12 protein-coding genes and 1 pseudogene are annotated in these 21882 nt (G+C 71.9%); 10 read left to right on the forward strand and 3 right to left on the reverse strand.

Going from position 1 to position 21882, the window contains the following annotated elements; translation table 11 throughout:
• Positions 1 to 43: 43 nt before the first annotated feature.
• The 7 genes and pseudogenes from AB0I49_RS01675 to AB0I49_RS01705 all read left to right on the forward strand — a co-directional run bounded on the left by AB0I49_RS01675 (position 44) and on the right by AB0I49_RS01705 (position 11082).
• Positions 44 to 697: a flavin reductase family protein gene (locus tag AB0I49_RS01675; RefSeq protein WP_363224723.1), complete on the forward strand. Its 654-nt coding sequence runs from the start codon at positions 44 to 46 to the stop codon at positions 695 to 697.
• Positions 698 to 818: 121 nt separating this feature from the next.
• A pseudogene (locus AB0I49_RS01680) lies at positions 819 to 1706 on the forward strand (transposase); the annotation flags it as partial.
• A gap of 297 nt (positions 1707 to 2003) precedes the next feature.
• Complete coding sequence (locus AB0I49_RS01685; protein ID WP_363224724.1) at positions 2004 to 3569, forward strand: TIGR02677 family protein; 1566 nt, start codon at positions 2004 to 2006, stop codon at positions 3567 to 3569.
• Positions 3566 to 4891, forward strand: a complete 1326-nt coding sequence (locus AB0I49_RS01690; protein WP_363224725.1) for a TIGR02678 family protein — start codon at positions 3566 to 3568, stop codon at positions 4889 to 4891. The genes AB0I49_RS01685 and AB0I49_RS01690 overlap by 4 nt, the downstream gene beginning before the upstream one ends.
• Before the next feature lie 119 nt (positions 4892 to 5010).
• A complete protein-coding gene (locus tag AB0I49_RS01695; protein WP_363224726.1) occupies positions 5011 to 9243 on the forward strand; it encodes a TIGR02680 family protein in 4233 nt (1410 codons plus the stop codon).
• A gap of 31 nt (positions 9244 to 9274) precedes the next feature.
• Positions 9275 to 10516, forward strand: a complete 1242-nt coding sequence (locus AB0I49_RS01700; protein WP_363224727.1) for a TIGR02679 family protein — start codon at positions 9275 to 9277, stop codon at positions 10514 to 10516.
• 302 nt (positions 10517 to 10818) lie between these two features.
• Positions 10819 to 11082, forward strand: a complete 264-nt coding sequence (locus tag AB0I49_RS01705; RefSeq protein WP_363224728.1) for a hypothetical protein — start codon at positions 10819 to 10821, stop codon at positions 11080 to 11082.
• Positions 11083 to 11123: 41 nt separating this feature from the next.
• Here AB0I49_RS01705 and AB0I49_RS01710 read toward each other — a convergent pair whose 3' ends face one another.
• The gene (locus AB0I49_RS01710; protein ID WP_363224729.1) at positions 11124 to 14279 is read right to left on the reverse strand and encodes a tetratricopeptide repeat protein; all 3156 of its coding nucleotides are present in this window, start codon (positions 14277 to 14279) and stop codon (positions 11124 to 11126) included.
• 295 nt (positions 14280 to 14574) lie between these two features.
• On the opposite strand from AB0I49_RS01710, the gene AB0I49_RS01715 reads away from it, so the two are divergent.
• Both AB0I49_RS01715 and AB0I49_RS01720 read left to right on the forward strand, forming a co-directional pair.
• Positions 14575 to 15843, forward strand: coding sequence for a hypothetical protein (locus AB0I49_RS01715; RefSeq protein WP_363224730.1), 1269 nt, complete (start codon positions 14575 to 14577; stop codon positions 15841 to 15843).
• Positions 15831 to 16355 carry a transcriptional regulator gene (locus AB0I49_RS01720; protein ID WP_363224731.1) on the forward strand — a complete coding sequence of 175 codons (525 nt, stop codon included), beginning with the start codon at positions 15831 to 15833 and terminating at the stop codon, positions 16353 to 16355. Before AB0I49_RS01715 ends, AB0I49_RS01720 begins: the two co-directional genes overlap by 13 nt.
• Here AB0I49_RS01720 and AB0I49_RS01725 read toward each other — a convergent pair.
• The gene (locus AB0I49_RS01725; protein ID WP_363224732.1) at positions 16268 to 18415 is read right to left on the reverse strand and encodes an NB-ARC domain-containing protein; all 2148 of its coding nucleotides are present in this window, start codon (positions 18413 to 18415) and stop codon (positions 16268 to 16270) included. The two genes, AB0I49_RS01720 and AB0I49_RS01725, sit on opposite strands and share 88 nt — an antisense overlap.
• Positions 18416 to 18748: 333 nt before the next feature.
• Between AB0I49_RS01725 and AB0I49_RS01730 the strand changes: the two genes are divergently transcribed.
• Complete coding sequence (locus AB0I49_RS01730) at positions 18749 to 20011, forward strand: Ig-like domain-containing protein (RefSeq protein WP_363224733.1); 1263 nt, start codon at positions 18749 to 18751, stop codon at positions 20009 to 20011.
• 120 nt (positions 20012 to 20131) lie between these two features.
• On the opposite strand, the gene treZ is transcribed toward AB0I49_RS01730, so the two are convergent.
• A complete protein-coding gene (treZ, locus tag AB0I49_RS01735) occupies positions 20132 to 21877 on the reverse strand; it encodes a malto-oligosyltrehalose trehalohydrolase (protein ID WP_363224734.1) in 1746 nt (581 codons plus the stop codon).
• Positions 21878 to 21882: the final 5 nt, after the last annotated feature.

The raw sequence follows: 21882 nt of genomic DNA on the forward strand, positions 1-21882 counted from the left end.
CTTCGGTGAGGGCCGAAGTGTCTTCACCCTACGGTCGACTCCCATGGACACCGCTACACGCAGCACCACGCCCGGCAACACGTCGGCCGCCCATGTGACCATCGAGCCGAGCATCCTGTACTTCGGCACGCCGGTCGTACTGCTCTCGACAGAGAACGAGAACGGCTCCTTCAACCTCGCGCCGATGTCCTCGGCCTGGGCACTCGGCCACGTCATCGTCCTCGGTCTGGGCCCAGGGGGACAGACCGCGCACAATCTCCGCAGCCGACCCGATCTCGTGGTGAACCTCCCTGAGCCTGCCCAGTGGCCGGCGGTGGAGCGGCTGGCGCCGCTGACCGGACGCACCCCGGTACCCGTGGACAAGCGCGACACCTTCCGTTTCGAGCCGGACAAGTTCGCCGCAGCCGGCCTGCGACCTGAACCCTCCGAGCTGGTCCGGCCGCCCAGGGCCGCCGAATGTCCTATCCAGCTGGAGGCACGCGCAGCCCGGGTCCAACCCGACGCCTCCGGGGCGTTCCTCATCGTCGAAGCCCACGTGCTCAAGGTCCACGCCGATCCGCGTATCGTCGTCCCCGGCTCCCAGCACGTCGACCCGGCCACGTGGAGCCCGCTGATCTACAACTTCCGTCACTACTACGGACTGGGCCCTGAACTCGGCCACAGCTTCCGCTCCCAGACACCCCGGCAAGCCCACTGACCGATCTCGAAGCCGGTAAACGTAGGGGCAAGGGGGACTGAAGTAGGGTCGCAACCGGCAACCCGCCTCCGTTGTGTGATCATTCATGCGAAATAATCCCGGTATGCGTGATGGGGAGGGCCTGTTCGAGGCCGAGCCGGTCGAGAAGAAGCGGCCACAGGCGCGTGCGGCGGCGGTGGACAAGCGGTTCAGGGCGTTCGACCCGCCCCAGGTCCTGCTGCTACCGCCGTCGCTGGACGACTGGCTGCCCGAAGACCACCTGGCCCGGTTCGTCGCCGACCTGGTCGACCAGTCTCTCGACCTCTCGCCGATCCTGGCCGGCTACACCGAAAAGCGCGGCTACCCGCCCTACCACCCGCGCCTGATGGTCCGCCTGCTGATCTACGGCTACACCACCGGCGTCCGCTCCTCCCGGGCGATCCAGCGCAAGTGCGTCGACGACGTCGCCTTCCGGTTCCTGGCCGCCGATCAGGCCCGCCGCCATGCCGAGGACAAGGAACGCCGCCGCCAGGCACGTGCAGGCAGCAGCGACGAGCAGGCCGTCACCGACGCCGGCGAGAAGGCCGCCACGACGGCCCGCCCGAAGCCGAAGGCCCAGGCCAACTTCACCGACCCCGACTCGCGGATCATGAAGAACAGCGACGGCGCCTATATCCAGGCCTACAACGCCCAAGCCGTCGTCGACGAGCACCATCAGGTGATCACCGCCGCCGACGTGACGACCAACGCCTCCGACGCATTGAACTACACCCCAATGCTCGACCAGTCCCACCAGAACACCGGCATCCACCCCGAACAGGCCCTCGTCGACGCCGGATACTGCTCCGAGACCAACCTCGAAGCCGCCAGGGGTCGCCGAGTGACCTGCGGCACCGACACGTTCATGGCTACCGGCCGGCTCGGGCACGACGAGCAGGTCCCGCCCGCACCCCGCGGATGCATCCCCAAGGAGCGCATGGCCCGCAAGCTGCGGACCAAGCCCGGCCGGAAGGCCTACAGCCGCCGCCGCGATCGCCTGACCGGCCCGGACCACCGGCCCCTCGGGCCGCTTCCCGGACCGGCAAGCCCCGGCCACCCCGGCAGCGTGCAGGTCGGGCGGCGGCAACCGACCTCGGCACCACTATCACCCGGTCAGTTGCCGGTTACTGGGACACGCTCCTAGGCGCCCGATCGCGCCCGTGTGGAAGCGGGGCCCGCCCATACCCGCCATGGCTGTCGGAGGGGGCCGGTACGCTGGCGAACGTACGGAATGCGGAGCCGACGTGCGAGGGGCGGGATGGACGGGGCGGCCAGAATTCCGGCCGACATGTTCCGGTTCACCACCGGCGATCGGGCGCCGCTGTACGCCGCGATTCTGCGCGCGTTCGGCGACGCCAACGAACGGCTGGTGACGGCTCTCGGCCTGGACGATGTACGGGAACGGCTGCGGGGCGTCGGCTGGTTCGACGCGCTCACCGACGACGATCTGGTGTCGGCGCTCAAGCAGTTGGGCGAATGGCGGCTGCTCGACGTCGTGCAGAACCACGCCGAGAACTACCACACGGCCGAGGAGTACGAGCGCCGCAACCTCCAGTACTCCCTGACGCGCCGGGGCGAAGCCGCGTTCGCGGGCGTGCAGCACGCGCTGGCGGTTCTCGCCTCCACCGGGGCGCTCCAGACCGCGGTGCTGGACGCCATCGCCGACCGGGTCGCCGAGCTGGCGGCGCTGCTCGGTGACGCGGGCTCCACCGACCGTCGTGTCTTCAGCACGCTCCAGGAGCTGGAGGGGCATCTCGACGCCCTGCGCTCCAACACCAAGCAGTTCAACGGCGAACTCCAGCGCCTCTTACGGGCCGACGGCACCGACCTCGCCACCTTCCACGAGGTGAAGGCCGCCACGGTCGGCTACCTCCAGGAGTTCCTCACCAACCTCGACCAGCGGGCGCACGCCATCGCGAGCGCCATCTCCCGCGTCGAGGCGCGTGGAGGCGGGGCGAGTGGGGGCGAGGCCGCGGGAGAGGGTGACGGAGTCGAGGAGCTGTGGCGGCGGGCGCTGCGCGGCGCGGAGCTGCCGCCGACCGCGGGCGGCGACCCCGCCCCGGCCTGGCTGAGCCTGCGGCGGGCCCGGTGGGACGGGCTGCGTGCCTGGTTCCTGCCGGCCGACGGCTCACCGCCCCGCGTGGAGCAACTGCACCATGTGGCGCGCCGCGCCATCGTCACCCTGCTCCAGGTGCTGGACCGGATCACGGAGTCGCGCCGCCGTTCGTCCAGCGCGGCGCAGGACTTCAGGGAACTCGCCCGGTGGTTCGCCGCCGCCCCGGACGAGGACGGGCTGCACCGGCTGTGGTCGGCGGCGTTCGGCCTCGGCTCCGCCCGGCACGCGCACCTCGTACCCGCCGACCCCGAACTGAGCGGCGCCTCCGAGAGCTGGGCGGCGGCGCCGCCCGTAGAGGTGTCGGCCCTGCTGCGTTCCAGCGGCCGTACGGAACGCTTCACCCGGACGGGCCGGGTGAGGGACGTCGCGGCGCTCAAGGCCGCCCGCGCCGAACGGGCCCGCGCGGAGCGCGCCGAACTCGAAGCCGCCTGGAGCCTGTTGCGTACGGAATCGCCACTGCGACTGTCGGCCTTCGGCACCCTCGACCACGGAACCTTCGAACGGCTGCTGGACCTGCTCGGCCGAGCCCTCGCCGTCGCCCCGGACAGCACCGGGGCCCGGCGGGCGGTCACGGGCGACGGCCGGGTGGAAGTGGTGCTGTGGCCCCCGGCCGACGGCGCGCAGGCCGTGCTGCGCACCGCGCGCGGCCGGCTGACCGGGCCGGATTACGTGATCGAGGTCCGTACGGCGCGTACGCGACTCCCCGCACAGCCAGCCGGAGCGGAGGCAGCCGGATGAGCTCACTCGCCAACCAACTCGTCATCGCCGAGCGTGAAGAGGTCGCGCGCGGCATCCGCTTGCTGCTCGCCCGCCCGCTGCTGACGGAACGCGCCGACCCCGACGCGTTCGACCTGGTGCGCCGCCGCAGGGAGTCGCTGGTCCGCTGGTTCGACTACACCCTGGGCTGGACGCTGACCGTCGAGCCCAGGCTCGGCCACGCACGGCTCGCGAAGGTACGGCAGCACGCCGACGCCGGCCGCCCCGCCCGGCGGCCGAGGTCCGGCCGCGCGCCGTTCGACCGCCGCCGCTACGTCCTGCTGTGCGTGACCGCCGCCGAGCTCCTGTCCGTACCGGTCACCACCATCGGGCTGCTCGCCGGCCGCGTCGCCCAGGCCGCCGGCGCCGACCCCGCGCTGGCCCCCTTCGACACCGCCCAGCGCGCCGAGCGCATGGCGTTCGTGGACGTCCTGCGGCTGCTGGAGTCGTACGGGGCGCTGCGGACCGTCGACGGGGCGACGGACAGCTTCACGGACTCGGCCGAGGCGAAGGTGCTCTACCAAGTGCAGGCGGGGGTCCTCATGCGGCTGCTCGCCGCGCCCAACGGTGCGTCGCGGCTCGCGGTCGAGCCGGACAGCGTTCCGGGGCGGTTCGAGGAATTGCTCGCCGGGTTGGTGCGGGAGCGGCGATATGGGGCTCGGGGGGCCGAGACCACTGGTGGGGCTGATGGGGCGGCCGGTTCGGACGGGTTGGTCGAGCGTGCCGGGGCCCCAGCGCTGACCGGTCCCGCCGACACGACCCCGGACGCCTCCGTGGTGCAGCGCAACCTGTGGCTGCGCCACTCGGTGCTGCGCCGCCTCTTCGACGATCCGGTGGTGTACCGGGACGACCTCACCGAGGCCCAACTCGGCTACCTCGCCTCGCCGACCGGGCGGCAGATCATGCGCCGGGCCGCCGAACAGGCCGGCTGCGTGCTGGAGGAGCGCGCCGAGGGCTGGCTGCTCGCCGATCCGGACGGGATCGCCACCGACGGCAAGTTCCCCGACGACTCCAGTCACGCCAAGGTCGCCGCCCTGCTGCTGCTCGACACCGTCACCGCCGACCCGGCCGGCACCACGCCCGAGCAGCTCGCTGCCGCCGCCGTCGGGCTGCTCGGCCGCTTCCCGAGCTGGGCCAAGGCTTACCGGTCCGAGGACGGCGCGGCCCGCCTCGCCGAGGACGCCGTGGCGGTACTGGCCGGCTTCGGGCTCGTACGCCGCGACGGCGACCGGATCACCGCCCGCCCCGCCGCGTTCCGCTACCGGGTCACCGGCGCCGCCCAGCCCGAAGGGACGCCCGTATGACGGTCGCCGTGCTTGGCCGGTCCGAAGGGGCATCCGTATGACGGTTGCCGTGCCCTGCCAGTCCGAAGGGACGCCCGTATGAACGTCACCGCGCTCGCCCGGCTCGAAGGGGTGGTCCCGTGACGGTCACCGCGCTGCCCCAGCCCCGCGCGGAGCGTGCGAGCGCGCTCCGTTGGCAGCCGTCGCGCGCCGGAGTGCTCAACGTCTGGCGCTACTACGACGAGGTGTTCACCTTCCACCGCGGCAAGCTGCTGCTCCGGGGGCCGAACGGCACGGGCAAGTCGAAGGCCCTGGAGGTGCTCCTGCCCTTCCTGTACGACGCGAGCCTGCGCCCCAACCGGCTGTCCACGTTCGGCGGTTCCGAGCGCACGATGCACTGGAACCTGATGGGCGAGGGGGCCTCGGGCGTCACGCGGGTGGGATACGTCTGGCTGGAATTCCGTACGGAAGCGGGCCAGGGGGACGGGACGGGCGACGGGGCTGAAGGGGGCGGTGGAGGCGAAGAGGCGGGTGGGAGCGCCTGGTTCACGCTCGGCGCCCGGTTGCAGGCCAGCGAGCGCACCACCTCGGTGACCGCCGACTACTTCACCACCACTCAGCGCGTCGGCATGCCCGGCGCGCCCGGCGGCCTGTCGCTCGTCGGCGAGTCCGGTCAGCCCCTGACCCGCGCCGCGCTCGCCCAGGCCCTCACCGGCCACGGCGAACTGCACGCCTCCGGCGCCGACCACCGCGCCGCCGTCCGCCGGACCCTCTTCCCCGGCCTGACCGAGCAGCGCTACGACGCGCTGATCACCGCCCTCCTCCAACTACGCACCCCGAAGCTCTCGGAACGACTCGACCCGTCCCTCCTGTCCACCCTGCTCTCCCGCGCACTGCCGCCGCTGGACCGCGGCGAACTCTCCGACCTGGCCGACGGCTTCGAGCGGTTGGACCGGCAGCGCGAGCACCTGGCCAAGCTGGACGACGAGGTGCGCGCCGCGCAGACGCTCGCCGCGCGCCAGCGCTCGTACGCACAGCGCGTCCTGCGCGCCGGGGCCGCGGACCTGATCGCGGCCACCACCGACATGGACAACCGCACCCGTGCGGCGCGCGAGAGCGAAGAGGAGTACGACCAGGCGCTCGTACGCCGGGCCCGAGCGCAGGAGAAGCAGGCGGAGGCCGAGGAACTGGGGGAAGAGTTGCGCTCCCGGATCGAAGGGCTCACCGAGTCCGAGACCTACCGCAAGGGCCGCGAACTCGACCGGCTGGGGCAGCGCGCGGCCGACGCGCGGCGGGAGGCCGACACCAGGGGCGCCGCCGCCGAGGGGGCGCGCGGCGAAGCGCATGCCGACGCGGTACGGGCCGCGGAGGCGGACGCCGCGGCCACGGCCGAGGCCGGTCGGGCGCGCGACGCAGCCGCCGCGACCGAGGCGGCGGCCCGGCAGGCCGGGCTGACCACCGCGTACGCCGAGGCCGCGACCGCCGTCGCGGCGGGCGACGCGGACCTCGCCAGGCAACTGCTGCACGGCGCGGTGCGCGGCAGGCTCGGCGCAATCGCCACCGTCCGGACCGCGTTCGACGCGCACCGCGACGCGGTGCGCGAACGCGACGCCGCGGAGGCCGCCCTGGAGGACGCCAGGGCGGCGCTGGCCGCCGCCTCCCAGCGGCGTACCGCGTGCGCCGAAGACCACCAGGCCGCGCTCGGCGAACAGGCCCAGCGGCTGCGCGCCTGGGCGGCGGGCTGCACGGAACTCGCCTTCGACGCCGACCTCATCGAGGAACTGGCCGCGCAGGCGGCACACGAGGCGGAGGTGCTGACGCTCACCGAGGCGGCGGTACGCACCGCAGACCGCGCCCTCGCGTCGGCGGAGACCACGGCCGCGCGCCGCCGCGCCGAGGAGACGGCCGTGCGCGAGCGGCTGGCGGCGGAGGCCGCGGAGCTGGAGGGCGAGAGCGACCTGCCGCCCGAACCGCCGCGGACCCGAACCTCGGACCGTTCCGTACTGCCCGGAGCGCCGCTGTGGAAGCTGGTCGCCTTCAACGAGTCCGTACCGGACGCCACGCAGGCCGGGACCGAGGCGGCGCTGGAGGCCGCGGGGCTGCTCGACGCCTGGGTGGGGCCGCACGGCGGTCTACTTGCCGCGGGCCACGACACGTTCGCCGAGGCGGACTGGGCGGAGCCCGTGGCGGGTCGCGGCTTCGCGGATGCTGTGGGGTTGGAGCCCGATGCCGCCGGTCGTAGCCCCGAGGGCGCACTGCGGCCGGAGCCCGCCCCCGCCCGTAGCCTCGCGGACGTCCTGCGGCCGGAGCCCGACGCCCCGGTGCCCGCCGAACGCATCCTGCGGCTGCTGTCCGGCATCGCCTACGGCGAGACCCTTCCCGAAGGACACCGCGCGGCGGTCGGCGCGGACGGCACCTGGCGGCTGGCGAGCATGACAGGCAGCTGGGCCAAGGCCGAGTCGGCTCACATCGGCGCCATGGCGCGGCACCGCGCCCGCGCGCGCCGAATCGCCGAACTGGCGCACCGTATCGGCGAGTTGGACACGGTCATCACCGAGTGCGACAACGAACTGGCCGCCGTCGCGGGCCGCCGCCGGGCCCTGGACCTGGAGCGGCGAGGCCGGCCCGACCACCGCCCGGTGGCGGCGGCCCAGCGCGCGCTGGACCACGCCGAGAGCGACGTCGCCCACCACGACGACACCGTACGTACGGCCGTGACCAGGCGTTCCATACAGGAGAAGGGGGTCACCGCGGCCCGGCTCACGCTGGAGGCCACGGCGGCGGAACACGCCCTGCCCACCGACCGCGAGGCGCTGGAACGGCTCGTCGAGAGCGCCGAGAACCTGCGCGAGACGGCCGGACAGTGGATCTTCGTCGAATTGCGGCTGGCCCACGGGCTCCGTACCGCCGCCGAGGTACGCGGGCAGGCGGACCGGTCCCTGCGAACAGCCGAGGAACGGGAGAGCGAGGCGCACCGGGCCGAGACGGCCGCCCGCACGCTGGCGGCCACGCTGGAGGAGGTCACGCGCTCGGTCGGCGCGGAGTACAACGAAGTACTGGCCCGGATCGAGCAGCTCCGCGCGGACCTGCGGCGCGCACACGAGGAGACCAAGCGGCTCTCCGCCGAACTCATCGACCTCGCGGGCCGCATCGGCGCGCTCGGCAACTCCCGCCTGAGCGCGGCCGATCGACGCGACACCGCCATCGCCGCGCGGGACGCCGCGGCCGGGCGGCTGCGCCGGTACGCGGCCCTGGGCTTCCCCGCCGACGCCGGAGCCGCCGATTTCCACCTCGCACCGGGCGACGGGACCAAGGCGACGCTGGAGGCCGCCCGCACGGTCGCCGCCCAATGGCACGCCGTGCCGCACGCGCCGAAGAACCTGGCGGACGCCCTGGGCCGGCTCGGCGAGACGGTGCACGAGAGCCGCCAGGCCCTCAGCGACCGCGCCGATCTGGACCTCGGGCCGGACGACGAAGGCGACGTCCAGGTCTTCACGGCCGCGATGGACGGCGCGTCGATCGGCGCGGCGCAGCTCCTGACCGCACTGACCGCCGAACGCGACCGCAGCCGGGACGACATCACCGCCGCGGAACGCGAACTGTTCGACCAGACCCTGACCGGCGACACCCGCCGCCACCTCGCGGCCCGTATCCGCCAGGCCAACGAACTGGTCGACGCCATGAACGCCCGCCTTGAGCGGGTACGCACCGCCTCCCGCGTCGCCGTCCGGCTCGTATGGCAGGTGGACCCCGCACTGCCGCCGGGCACCAGGGCCGCTCGCGAACTGCTGCTGAAGGACCCGGTACGGGTGACCGAAACGGACCGCGAAGCGCTGCACCGGTTCTTCCGCGACCGCATCGAGGAGGCCAAGGCCGCGGACACGGCCGCGAGCTGGGAGGAACAGCTGGCGCAGGTGCTGGACTACACGGCCTGGCACCAGTTCGTGGTGAAGCTCGACCGGGCGAACGGGCACGGCTGGCAGCTGCTGACCAAGAAGCTGCACGGCGCGCTGTCCGGCGGCGAGAAGGCCATCGCACTGCATCTGCCGCTCTTCGCCGCCGTGGCCGCGCACTACCACGCCGTCCCGCGGGCACCCCGGCTGATCCTGCTGGACGAGGTGTTCGTCGGCGTCGACGCCACCAACCGCGGCCAGGTCTTCGACCTGCTGCGCGCCCTCGACCTGGACCTGATGCTCACCTCCGACCACGAGTGGTGCACCTACCGCGAACTGGACGGCATCGCCGTACACCAGCTCATCACCGGTGACGGAGGGGGCGACGGCGGCCCGGACGCAGCCGCGGACGAAGCGGTCACGACGGCCCGCTTCGTCTGGGACGGAGCCGAACTCGTACCTGACGGGGAGCGACTGTGAGTCGCCCGGTCCGCCGTCATGGGGAGCGGCGATGAGTTCTCCAAGCCGCCGCTACGCGGACCGCCCGGAGCTGGCCCCCCTCTGGCAAGCAGCCCACCACCGGCTCTCCGCGGGCCGCCCCGTCAGCAGGCTCCGCGTCGGCCCGCTCACCCCCGAAGGCCGCAGCGCGCTGGCCGACCTGCTCGGCCTCGACCGGCTGCCGGACGCGTACACGAGCGTCGACCTGGCGCGGCTCGACACCGCGCTCCTGGAGATCTGCGGAGACGGCGTACGGGCCGTCGTCGCCGACATCGTCGGACCGCTCGGCGACCGGGCCGCCGAACGCGAAGCCGAGCAGACGCGCCGGGCCGACCTGTGGGCATGGCTCGAAGCCCACCCGACGGTGACAGCCCAGCCCGCGCTCGCCCCATGGACGGCGCAGCTACGCCGTACGGGCCTGATCGCCGGCTCCGTCGACCGTACCCGCGAGTCCTTGGAACAGGCGCTGCGCACCCTGGCCGCCCTGCCCGCACAGGGCGAACCGCTGCCGGTGTTCGCGACGGCCGTCCTGTCCGACTCGCACGCCCTCGACGACGGAACCCGCCTCTCCTCCCTGATCCTACGGGCCCTCGCCGCGCTGCACGAGACGCCCGTACCCGAATCCGCGGCCGACCGCCGCGCGCTGTGGGGCCGCGCCGGGATCGCGGACGACGCCCTGTCCACCACGGTCCTGACCGCGGGCTTCCACCCGTCCGGCTCCGGCCCGCTCGCCCGCGCCCTGACCGCGTACTCCGAAGCGGGACACGCCGCCCACCTCACCCTCGCCCAACTCCGCACCCCAGGCGACCTCCGATTCCCTGCCCAGCACGTGCACATCACGGAGAACCCGAGCATCCTCGCCCTCGCCCTGAGCCGCTTCGGCCCGTCCTGCCCGCCGATGGTGTGCACCTCAGGCTGGCCCAACAGCGCCGCCATGCTCCTGCTCCGTCACCTCGCAGCCGCCGACTGCCGCCTCCACTACCACGGTGACCTCGACGGCGAGGGCCTACGCATCGCCGCCCACATCCTGGCCAAAACCCCCGCCAGGCCTTGGCGCATGACCACCGCCGACTACCTGACGGCGCTGCGGAGCGCCCAGCCGGGCCCGGCCCCAGGACGGATCACCGAGGCGCCCTGGGACCGGGAGTTGGCCACGGCCCTCCGCGAGGCGGGGACCTCGGTCGTCGAGGAGCAGGTGGCGGAGGCGCTGCTGGGGGATCTGGCGGTGCATGTTCGGAACCGCATCCGCAGGTGAGAGGCGCGCGGCAGTGGTGTGACTGCGGGGGTGCCGAGCGATGGCACACCGTCGGTCGGCCGCGACTCGGACGCCGTCCTCGGCTGCCATGATCCGGATTCTGATACGTGGTCTCGCTAGAGCCTATCAAGTGTTAACCTCGCCGATGATCATGTGAGCGCGGGTCGTCAACTCTTGTAATGGTTAGGGGAATTGTGGGCCGTATCGGGAAAGTTCTCGCTGGCGTTGTCTGTGTAACCGCAGTGGTTGTATGCGTCGGTGCGGCTGGTTCGACAGCCGTGGCGAAGAGCTTTCGTGCTGGCTTGTCCGAACAGTCGGCGACGGTGTCGGCGAGTATCGCGCAGGCGATGTTGCCCGAGCAGGAGGGCGTGGTCCCCGACGCGAGCAACGTGCAGTTGATGTGGTGGGGGCCGAGTCATGCGGTCACCGAGGCGAGCAATGCGCAGTTGATGTGGTGGGGGCCGCGGGGTGTGGTCGCCGATGCGAGTAACGTGCAGTTGATGTGGTGGATGCCGGCGGGCGTGGACAGGGATCCCGTGGACGTGCCGAGTCTCGCACGGGTCTGATCCGGACTTTCCGCTCAGGCGACAGGCCCCCCTGGGAATTCTCAGGAGCCGGTAACACCGTGGTCCATGAGCAGGCTCTGAAGGCTCTCCGCCTCCGCCGTGGCTTCAAGGCTTTGATAGATGGTGACGGCCTGTGCACCGTACTGGCGCGCCACTTCGATGCTGCGCGATGAGAGAGCGGTTCGCGCGAGCCCGGCGAGCGCGTGGGCGGAACCCAGCGGGGAGTCGGCGATCCGGGCCACTTCCAGAGCCTGTTCGTAGATGTCCAGCGCGATGCCGAATCGCCCTGAGTCGCGCTGGACGTCGGCCATACCGATGAGGGCGCGCTGACGTTCGTATGCGTTGCCGATGCTGTGAGCGACCTCGGCGGCCATGTTGAAGTGGAGCAGCGCCTCGCCTCGCCGCCCGGTCTGTGCGTAGGCCGTGCCGATGTTGATCAGCACATTGGTCTCGCCCAGGGCGTCGCCACCGGATCGGTGGCTGTCGAGGGCGCGTTGGAAGCACTCAAGTGCCCGCGCGGTCTGTCCCGTCTCCTGGTGGATCGCTCCGAGATTGGTGTTGAGGATCGCGAGTTCCTGTCGGCCGCCGTGTCGCTGGACCAGCGCCAAGGACCGCTCGTAGTAGTCCCGAGCCTCTTTCAACTGCCCTTGCTGGGAGTGGAGTTCGCCCATGTTGTTCAGGGCGGTAATCATTCCGCCCACTTCATTGAGTTCCTCACGGATGCTGAGGACTGACCTGAACGTCTGGAATGCGTCTTTGTGCCGCCCGCTGTAATACACGGCCGCGCCTTGGACGTTGAGGCAGTCCGCTTCCCCCGAGCGATCGGGGATCTGCCGGTAGCTCGACAGGGCCCGGTCCAGGAGGAGCAACGCCATGTCGCAGTTTCCGGCGGCCAGTTCGGCTCGGCCCGACTGGAGCAGGGAGTCGGCGCAGCCGCGTGGGTCGTGTCGGTCCTGGAAGAGAGCCAGGGCTTCTGTCGCGCAGCGCAGAGCCTCGGTGGGGTCCTGTTGAGCCAGGACGGCCGCTCGTTCGACCAGGGTCCGGGCCAGGGCGGTTCCGTCACCGCGCGTACGGAGGGCGGTGACCGCCCTGTCATAGAGGTCGGCAGCGATATTCCAAGTGCCCCAGATCTTGAGCGACTCCGCCAGTACGTACGGGAAGAGCGCGGCATGAACAGGTGATGTGGTGGCGGCGGTGCGTGCCGCTGCCAGAAGGTTGGCGCGCTCCACGGTGAGCCACACCGACGCTTCGTCCGGGCCGGCGAACTCGGGTGCGTACGGAGACTGCCCTGCCTTTCCCAGCGGCAGTGTGGGACGACGTGGATGGGTGAGGCGGTCGGCGCGGTGGGCGCTGGTGAGGTAGTAGTCGAGGAGTTGGGTTATGCCCTTGTGGCGGACGGGCTCCGGTTCCGTCTCGGAGCAGAGCCGGAGGGCGAAAGCACGGGCGAGATCATGGAAACGGTAGCGGTCCCGTACGGGCTCTTCGAGCAGATGGCAATCGAGCAGTTCTTCCACGCTCCGGCGAATCGGTTCCGATTCCACTCCGGTTTCCGGCGCCATGAGTGCGGTCGCTGCTTCGAGGGTGATGTCGGGGCCCGTGTGCAGTGCCAATCGGCGGAACAGGCACTGCGCGGGTGCGCTGAGCTCGCTGTAGGTGAGCTGGAACGCGGCGGTGACCGATCCGTCGAACTCGCCCAGAGGGTCGGCGGACTGAGCGAGCCGATCCAGGAGATGGTGAAGATCCCAGGAATCATGATGCCGGAAGTGATTCGCCAATAGCTGGAGCGTGAGCGGGTGGCCCCCGCACGTATTCACGACCCGCCCGAGGGTCACGCAGTCGGCGGATACCCGGGCGCTGCCCGCGATGCGGGTGAAGAGCCCGGTCGCCTCCGCCGCGGAGAGGGCGTCGACGAAGAGCGACGTGGCCCCGTCGAGTCCGGTGAGCCGATTTCGGCTGGTCACGATGGCCCGGCAGGTGGGCGCGCCGGGCAACAGGGGGCTGACCTGCGAGGCGTTCCGGGCGTTGTCGAGGACGATGAGTATGCGGCGGCGGGCTGTCCACTGCCGCCATTTGGCCGCGCGCTCATCCAGCGAGTCGGGCAATGCGCCGGATTCTCCGGAGGCGTGCAGCAGCGCGGCGAGCGCCTCGGCGGGGTCGTGAGGCGAATGGCCGCTGTAGGCGTGCAAATCCACGTAGAAAAGCCCGTCCGGGTAGGACCCACGCATCTGGTGCGCGGCGTGAATGGCCAGCGCGGTCTTACCAATTCCTGGCATTCCGTGAACGATCGTAAGCGGCATCGCTGTTTCGGCGCTCTCCGCGGGCGTCGATTGCGCGAGCAGAATACGCAGCTCGCTCGCCCGTCCTGTGAAGTCCCGGGTGTCGCGCGGCAGGTAATTCCGAGACTCTGATGCCGCCACCGGAGGGGTGACGGCGGCATCGTCGAGCAGCGAACGGTCTTGTCGGAGAATGCGTTGGTGGAGCTCTCGCAGCTCCGCTCCTGGCTTGATGCCTTGTCGTACATCGAGGCGCCGGTGTGTGAGCCGATAGAGTTCGAGCGCTTCATCATGCCGCCCGGATCGGTACAGAGCCAGCATCAATTGGGCGATCACTCGCTGCGCGAGCGGGTTCTGCGCGGCGAGTTCGTGGAGTTCGCCGATGAGATCCGCGTGCCGTCCCAGCTCCAGTTCCAGGCGTATGCGTTCCTCCCGTACGCGGCGGTGGTCCTCGATCAGCCTGGCGCGCGACGAGGCCGCCCAGTCGTTGGTGAATTCGGTCAGGGGGTCGCCTCGCCACAGCGTCTCCGCCGTGCGCAGCAGGCCGATGGCCGTCTCGCGCTCGCCCCGGCCGGCCGCCGCGTCCGCGTCGGCGCGCAGTCGCTGGAAGCGCAGCAGGTCCACGTCCTTCGGGTCGACGCGGAGCCGGTACAGGCGGGGCGACGGCCGTTCCACGCGGGCCAGGTCCCCGACCGCCCGGCGCAGCCGGCCCCGTAATCGGGACAGATAGGTGTGCAGCGTCTCCAGGGCGGTTCGCGGCGGTTCGTCGTCCCAGACGCGGTCCAACAGGGTTGCCGCGCTGACCGGTTCGCCTCGGGCGTGGATCAAAATGGCCAGTACGCAGCGTTCTTTCACCGAACCGAGCGCGTGCTGCTGCTCGTGGTGCCATAGTTCAAGTGATCCCAGAGCAAGAAGTTCCACCATCGCCCCCCGACGGGTGCGCTTCTTCTCGCTGCCCTCGGCAGCGCCCGCACGTCCGTGCGGAACTCACTTCACTCTTGCCACGCGGCCAGGGGGAGCGGACAGGGGCGCACGGGAGCACAGCAGGCGCACAGCCGGTTCTGCGACCGTCCCCGCACCGCTGCACCTGGAGTGCAAGCTTTTTGCAAGCCGCCCATCCGGCCCCCGGGGCATCCCCTGGTCAGTGACCGCGAGCCGTCGCGGTCGACCGGGGCGGTGGACCGTTCCGGGGAGCAGGAAGACCGGGGGGATGGATTCGATGAGCTTGACCATGTTGGAAGCGCACGGGGCCTATGTGCCGGTGCGCCTGGACGCCGAACGGTGGGCCACCCGCCGGATCCACCGAAGGCTTCTGGTCGTGGTGCACACGGTGACCACCGGGCAGCGGCTGCTCGACGCGGTGCGTCTCCTGGAGGGCGATCCTCGCATTCAGGTGTTTTTCACCCCAGCTCCGGATGTTTTCAGCAATGGGGTGGAGGACTTTCTGGAGGAGCTCAACGGGCTCGTGCTGCCGTGGGGCCAGGCGGTACAGACCCGGTTCGACCTCGCGCTGGCCGCGAGCCACGGCAGCCTGCACGAACTGCACGCCCCTGTGATCGTGCTGCCGCACGGCGCCGGGCACAACAAGATCGTCCCCGCTGGGCAGCGGGGCCGACCGGTGGGCGAGCGGGGCGTGTACGGGCTCAGCAGGCAGCGCCTGGTACGGGACGGCGCGGTGATCCCCGAGGCGATCGTGCTGGCGCATCAGGAGGAGCTGGCCCGCCTCGGCCGGGAATGCCCGGAAGCGCTGCCCGCGGCCGAAGTGGTCGGGGACCCGTGCTTCGACCGCATCGCGGCGAGCCTGCCCTCGCGCGTGCTGTACCGGGAGGCCGTGCACGTCAGGGCCCGGCAGCGACTGGTCCTCTTCTGCTCGACCTGGGGGGCCAAGTCGCTCCTGGGGCAGAGCTGGGAGCTGCTGGAGCACCTCGTACGCGAGCTGCCCGGCGACGAGTACCGCGTAGCGCTGCTGCTGCACCCCAATGTGTGGAACGCCCACAGCGAATGGCAGGTCCTCAGCTGGCTGGCGGCTCTGGGACGCTCCGGCCTCACCGTGATCACCCAGCACGCGGACTGGGTCGGAGCGCTGGTCGCCGCGGACTACATCGTGGGCGACCACGGCTCCACCACCCTCTACGGCGCGATGACCGGTGTGCCGGTGCTGCTGGCCGGCATGCCGGAAGAGGACATCGATCCCGCGTCACCCATGGCGGAACTCAGCTCGTTCGCACCCCGGCTCGGGCTGCGAGCGGACCGTCCGTTGTGCCGGCAGCTCAGCCGAAGCTCCACGGCGTACCGGCCGGAGCGCTACGAGCGCGTCGCCGCCCGGATCACCTCCGAGCCGGGACGGTTCGCCCAGAAGATGCGGGCCCTGATCTACCGCAAGCTGCGGCTGCGCTCTTCGACGGTCCGGATCGCCGCGGAACCGGCGCCGCTCCCGCTCACGGTGCGGTACGACGAGCCGGGCGGTGTCGTGTCATGGCGGCGCTGACCGTCTACGCGTCCGAGTCGCCCGTCCCCGAAGCGGCCGGCCGGCGCGAGGCGGTGCGCCGCGCACGGGTGGTGCTGGTGCACCCGGTCTCCGGCGTTCCGGTCGTGGACGAGCATCTGAGGATCGAACTTCCCGCCCCCGCTCCGTGGCCCCGGCTCGCCGACGTGCTCCTGGGCGAGGGAGAAGGGGAACAGAGCGCTGCGGAACTGGCCGCGTGCCACCCGGGAGCCCTGGTGGTGGCGGTGCACCGGGGCCACGCCTGCTGGCTCCGGTTCGCCGGCGGCGGATGCGCGCTGACCCTCGACGGCCGGCGGTCGGCGGCGAGATCATCGTGGGCGGTGTGGGCCTCGCTGGCACACGCCTGGCTGGTCTCCGGGCTGCCGGCGGCGGAGTTCGCGTCGGCGCCGGTGAGCCTGCTGCTGGATCATTCCCCGGCGGGTCCCTCCAACTGCCCGAGGAGTGTGCGCGCCGCTTCGGCGTCGGCGGATCGGGACCGGCCTGCCGATTCATAGAGGTCCAGGGCCTCCCGGCAGCGCGTACGGGCGAGATCCGCCTGTCCGCGCTGCTCGGCGAGGGCCGCCAGGGAGCCCAGGGCGCGGGCCGTCTCGTAGTCGGCGGCCGTCGCGCGCAGCGTCGTCAGGGCCAGGGACAGCTGATCCTCGGCCTGGTCGAGCAGGCCCACCGCGAGGTGCGCGCGGCCCAGCAGGATGGCCGCGCGTGCGGCGTTGTAGGAGTCGCCCGCTTCCGCCAGCGTCGTGTACGCCGCCGCGGCGCCGACGATGGCCTCCCTGGGGAGACCTCTCGTGAGGGCGATGTCGGCGAGGTTGAAGCGGGCCAGTCCGCTCGCCCGGTGGTCGCCGCACCGCGACAGCTCGGAAGCGGCGTCCGCGAAGAACTCCGCCGCCCGGTCCGGTCGGCCGAGCCGCTGGTGGGCCAGGCCCTGGTAGTTGAGCGTACGGGCGTACCCGAGCTCGTTCCCGATAGCGCGGAACGCCCGCGCCGACTGCTCGAACATCTCCAGAGCGCGCTCCGGACTCTCCATGCCCAACTCGCCGATGCCGCCGGAGGTCAGCATCCGGCACTCCGCCTCGGCGTCCCCCAACTCCTGCGCCGCGGCTCGGCCTTCCGCGTGGGCGGCCCGCCACTGCTCGTAGAACTTGCGCCGCAGGAAGAGGGGCCACATGGCGTCGGTGAGCTGCCAACCGACGGTGGCGAACCCCGCGGGGCGCGCGCCGCGGATCACCGCCATCAGATTGGGCAGCTCGCGTTCCAGCCAGTTCAGCGCGCCGACCTCGTCGTCGCCGACATCCGCTGTGACCACCGGGCCCGGGCCGTAGTCGCGGCGCATGGTCAGGTGCTGGGGGTCGATGATCTTCTCGGCGCGGGTGGCGGTGGCGAGGTAGTGGTCGGCGATACGGCGCAGGGCGGCGGCCCGTTCCTCCGCGGATTCGACTTCCCCGGCCTTGGCGAGGGCGTGCAGCCGGACGAGGTCGTGGAAGCGGTAGCGCTCCTCGCCGGTGTGCTCGTCTCCGACGTCGGTCAGCAGATTCGCGTCATGGAGCAGATCCAGGGGGCCCGCCGCGTCCTCGCCCAGCACCGCCGTGGCCACCCGGCCGCCGAACTCGGAGCCGGGGTGCAGCCCGAGGAGCCGGTAGAGCCGGGCGGCGTCCCGCGGCAGCCCCCGGTACGAGACGTCCAGCGCCGCCCGGACATTGTGGTCGCCTTCGATGGTCAACGCCTCCAGTCGGTCGTGCTCCTCGGCGAGCGCGTGCACCATCGTGGTGATGCCGCGCCGCGGGCGCGCCGCGAGAAGGGCCCCGGCCACGCGCACCGCCAGCGGCAGGCCGGCGCAGAGCTCGACCAGGGCGCGCGCCTCGTCGGGTTCCGCCGCCACCCGGCCGTCGGCGAGCGTCGCCTCCAGCAGTTCGACCGCCGCCTCAAGAGCGAGGGGCTCCAGATGCACCGCGTAGCAGCCGTCCACGGTCAGGCCGGGCATGCGCCAGCGGCTGGTCACGGCTGTCACGCTCCGGCCGCCGGGCAGTAGCGGGCGGACCTGGGCCGCCGACGCGGCGTCGTCGAGCAGCACCACGAGCCGTCTCTCCGCCGTCAATGAGCGGTACAGCGCCGACCGCTCGGCGAAGGCCGCCGGTACTTGCGGAGCCGGCACCCCCAGGGCGCGCAGGAAGTGGCCGACCACTTCTCCCGGATCGGCCGGTCCGCCGGGGGAATGGGTCCCCAGATCCGCGTACAGCTGGCCACCGGGGAAGTGCGGCCGCAGCGTGTTCAGCCAGGCCAGCGCCATGGCTGTCTTGCCGACGCCGCCCAGGCCGCTGACCGCCGCCAGCGTGGGGTGGCCGTCCTCCCCGGAATGGGCGCGGTACCGCTCCAGCGCACTCAGTTCCGCTGCGCGGTCGGTGATGCGGACAGACGGCGGAAGCTGCCACGGCGGCTGGTGTTCGGGGGCGGTTTCCGTGCGGAAGTGGATGCCGCCATGGACGGTGTGCGCTTGTACGGCGGGTCCGTGCACCGTGCCGCTGAGGTCATTGCGGCCGCCGTGTTCGCGTCCTTCCACCCGCCCCCCCGACCGCGTGCGTACCGCTCCGTCGTGTCGATTCCCAGGGAACAGTCTTTCCGCGTGAGCGGGGGGTATCCGCCCCGAGGGGGTGACATGCCTCTCGGCGGTTCGCGGTCCGGCAGCCGACGGCTCTGACAGCGCTGACGGCGGAAACAACGAGATCAGCGGGCGGTTTTGCCGCCTCCATATCCCTCCGTCGCTTTTTGTCGAATCGCAACATGGCGGCATGCAACGGGATGGCCTCCCCAACCCGTCTAAGGGAGTGGCAGGCCGTGGTTGAGCGGCACGGGTGGAGCCAGGGAACTAGAGCACATGAGGTGGACGGCGCACATGCCTGAGCACAATCGGGGAGAGATAACGAGAGCTGACGAGCGGGGCGCGGCGGGGCGCAGTGGCGGGCGGAGGCGTGCGCGGGTGCTGGCCGTGGGCGGGGCCGCTGCCGCGGCGGCGTTGGTGCTCAGTGCCTGTGGCGGCAAGGACGGCGCGTCGGGGAAGGCCGGCGACGCCGCCTCCTCCTCCGCGTCCATCGCGATCACCCCCGCCACGGACGCCGCCAAGGTCGACACGGACAAGCCGGTCAAGGTGACCGCCAGCGGCGGCAAGCTGACCGAGGTCAAGGTCACGGGGCCGGACGGCAAGGCCGCCACGGGGGCCATGGGCTCCGGCGGCACCTCGTGGCAGAGCAGCGGGCACCTGGAGACGGGCGCCAAGTACACGGTGACGGCGACGGCCAAGGACTCCGACGGTCACAGCACGACCAAGACGTCCGGGTTCACCACGCTGAAGCCGGAGCACCCGGTCAACTTCAAGATCAATACGGCGGACGGCGGTACGTACGGCGTCGGGATGCCGGTGTCGATCACCTTCGATCAGAAGATCACCGACAAGGCCGCGGTGCAGAAGGCCCTGGAGGTCTCCACCAGCCCGCACGTGGACGGCGCCTGGAGCTGGGTGCAGGACCGGTCCGCGGAGAATCCCGGCCGCATCGACTTCCGGCCCAAGGAGTACTGGAAGCCCGGCACCAAGGTGACCGTCAAGGCCAACCTCAACGGCGTGAACACCGGCGGGCGTCACTACACCGCCAAGAACGCCTCCGAGACCTGGACGGTGGGCCGCTCGCTGATCGCCACGGCGGACAACAGCGCCCACACCCTCACCGTCGAGAAGGACGGCAAGAAGGTCAGGACGCTGCCCGTCACCCTGGGCGCCCCCGGGCGCGACACCTGGGGCGGCGTCATGCCGGTGCTGGACAAGCAGCACAAGGTGTACATGACCTCGCAGTCCGTCGGGTACGGGGACGAGTACAAGGACTGGTACTACTACGCGGTGCACCTCACGCCGTCCGGCACGTACGCCCATATGAACAAGGCGGCGGACACGTTCGGCGGCAACACCAACGAGACGCACGGCTGCATCGGCATGCGCACGAACGGCGATGCCAAGTGGTTCTACGACCAGGTCATCCCCGGTGACGTCTTCGACGTGAAGCACGCCCCGGAGACCGTCGCGGAAGGCAACGGCTACGGCGACTGGAACGTCTCCTGGGACCAGTGGCTCGCCAAGAGCGCCATCAAGGGCGGCGGCAACGGCTGATCCCAGCCCTGGGCGGAATCCCGGCCCTGGGCGGAATCCCGGCCCTGGGCGGGATCCCGGCCCCGGGCGGCACGGTCACATGGTGGCGGCATCCCTCCACGGGTGTCGCCATCCGCCTTGTCAGCGCAGGATCGCCGCCGTCTCCGGCGGTACGAGCACAGATCCCCCCTCGTCCGGAAGCGACACCGGGCGCCACGCCGCGACCACCTCCGTGCACCGCGCGTCCGGCCCGAGCCACACCTCCGCCGGCTCCCCGGTCGGATTGACGACGATGTGCAGCGGGCCCGCGCGCATCGTCACCGTCAGCTCGCTGCCCACCGACAGCCCGGAACGCAGGCCGGGGTCCGGGTCGGTGAGCGCCGGTTCGGCGCGGCGCAGTGCGATCAGGCGCCGGTACCAGGCGAGCAGCTCGTCGTGCGGGGCGCGCTCGGGCTCGGACCAGTCGAGGCAGGACCGTTCGCGGGTGGCCGGGGACTGCGGGTCCGGAATGTCCTCCTCCGCCCAGCCGTGCGCCGCGAACTCCCGCCGCCGCCCCGTCCGTACGGCCTCGGCCAGCTCCGGGTCCGGATGGTCGGTGAAGTACTGCCAGGGGGTGCGGGCGCCCCACTCCTCGCCCATGAAGAGCATCGGCGTGAACGGGGAGCACAGCACGAGCGCCGCCGCGCAGGCCAGGAGACCGGGGGACAGGGACGACGCGAGCCGGTCGCCGAGCGCCCTGTTGCCGATCTGGTCATGGGTCTGGGCGTACGCCAGCAGCCGGTGGGCGGGCGTGGTGCGCAGGTCGAGGGGGCGGCCGTGCGAGCGGCCCCGGAACGAGGAGTACGCGCCGTCGTGGAAGAAACCGCCGATGAGGACCTTGGCGAGCGCTTCCATGGGGGCGGCGGCGAAGTCGGCGTAGTAGCCCTGGGACTCGCCGGTCAGGGCGGCGTGCACGGCGTGGTGGAAGTCGTCGTTCCACTGGGCGTGCACGCCATGGCCGCCCGCCTCGCGCGGCGCGATGGTCCGCGGGTCGTTGCGGTCGGACTCCGCGATCAGGAACAGCGGCCGGCCGAGCCGCGCGGCCAGCGCGTCCACGGCGGCCGACAGCTCCGCGAGGAAGTGCTCGGCACGGGTGTCGACCAGGGCGTGCACCGCGTCCAGCCGCAGCCCGTCCACGCGGTAGTCGCGCAGCCACGCGAGGGCCGAGCCCGTCAGATAGCGGCGGACCTCGTCCGAACCCGGCGCGTCCAGATTCACGGCCGCGCCCCACGGCGTGTGGTGCCGCTCCGTGAAGTACGGACCGTACGCGGGAAGGCAGTTGCCCGACGGGCCGAGGTGGTTGTGGACCACGTCGAGCACGACGCCCAGGTCCACCGCGTGCGCCGCGTCCACGAAGTGCTTCAGGCCGTCCGGCCCGCCATAGGGCTCGTGCACGGCCCACGGCGCCACACCGTCGTACCCCCAGCCGTGCGTACCGGGGAACGGGCATACGGGCATCAGCTCGACATGCGTCACCCCGAGGTCCGCCAGGTGCGCCAGGCGCCGCGCGGCGGCGTCGAAGGTGCCCTCGCGGGTGAACGTGCCGACGTGCAGCTCGTACAGCACCGCCCCCGGCAGCGGCCGGCCGCGCCACGGCTGCCGCCACCCGAAACGGCCGTGGTCGACCACGGCGCTCAGCCCGTCCGGGCCGTCCGGCTGGCGGCGCGAGCGCGGATCGGGCAGCACCGGGCCGCCGTCGACCGAGAAGCCGTACCGCGCGCCGTGCCCCGCCTCCGCCGCGCACCGCCACCAGCCGGGGCGGTCCGGATCGCGCTCCATGCCGTACTCGTGGCCCTGGAGCCGCAGCGAGACCCGCCGCGCGTCGGGCGACCACACCTCGAACCGCATCGTCG

This window comes from Streptomyces sp. NPDC050617, from assembly GCF_040654795.1.
In the GTDB taxonomy this organism is placed as follows: domain Bacteria; phylum Actinomycetota; class Actinomycetes; order Streptomycetales; family Streptomycetaceae; genus Streptomyces.